This is a genomic window from Cedecea sp. B1(4) (assembly GCF_059414925.1).
Window position 1 is genome coordinate 1 of record NZ_JCAHMZ010000298.1, and the last position, 421, is coordinate 421.

The window sequence follows — 421 nt, forward strand, 5'->3', positions numbered from 1 at the left end:
TGACGCCACCGAAGGCAATTGCTGCTGCCGTCATGACCTTGATGCCATCGGTTGCGCCGGTCAGCGCCGTGGTCAGGCCGGGGTACTTATCCGCGTACTCGGCCATCTTCTTGGCCATATCGCCCATCAGGTCCGTGACCGGCTGCAATGCGCGCTGGCGGGCATCTGCGACGGCCTGGCTGGCCTGGTTTACCTTCTCGCCGGCCGTGGCCATCATGACCGCGCTGCTCGTCTCCAGCGCGCCCACGCCGACGCCCGCGTACTCGCTGCGAAGGCCCTTGATTGACTCCCGCTGGCTCATGTACCCGGACAAGGCCAACAAGGATTCTCGGCCGATGCCCACATCACGAAACACTGACGACTCCAGCAACGTGGCCATCTGCTCGCGGTCGGCCTGGCTGCCGCCTTTCTCCAGGCGTCC

1 pseudogene is annotated in these 421 nt (G+C 65.3%); it reads right to left on the bottom strand.

Going from position 1 to position 421, the window contains the following annotated elements:
• A pseudogene (locus tag ACR6JA_RS23020) lies at nt 1-421 on the bottom strand (hypothetical protein); the annotation flags it as partial.